Annotated in this window: 1 protein-coding gene; it reads right to left on the bottom strand. The window is 49.5% G+C overall.

Going from position 1 to position 390, the window contains the following annotated elements:
- Positions 1-390: TonB-dependent receptor plug domain-containing protein (locus H0X91_RS34845; protein ID WP_196433838.1), on the bottom strand; the 390-nt coding region annotated here is incomplete at both ends.

Genomic DNA, 390 nt, shown 5'->3' with positions numbered 1-390 from the left:
GTGCCATATCAGAAAGTGCGTCGCCCAGATTCCAGCGCGATTCAAAATAGGTGGGGATACCATCAACCATATAGTTATCGATCTGGAATCCGCGGGAATAATAAAGAGCACGATCGGAATCCGCCTGACTTTTGCTGATCCCCAGCGTGTTTTCCATCACTTCGCCCAGCGTTTGTAACTGCTGATCTTCCATCCGCTGCTGGCTAACAATAGTGACCGACTGAGGAATATCACGTTGAGTCATCTGCATTTTGGTACCCGCAGAGGTAGACGTTACGTTGTAATCATTTTCGCCATCATCTGGGGCTGTGGCTGAACCCTCAACAATCACCGTTTCTTCAGTGGCTGGTGCAGCAAAAGCAGCGGAAGGTAATAGTGCCAGTGCTATGC

The sequence above is a fragment of the Burkholderia sp. 9777_1386 genome (assembly GCF_015712265.1).
GTDB lineage: Bacteria > Pseudomonadota > Gammaproteobacteria > Burkholderiales > Burkholderiaceae > Burkholderia > Burkholderia cenocepacia.
The sequence above is the reverse complement of the archived record's forward strand: the minus strand, read 5'-3'. Positions and strand labels throughout refer to the sequence as shown.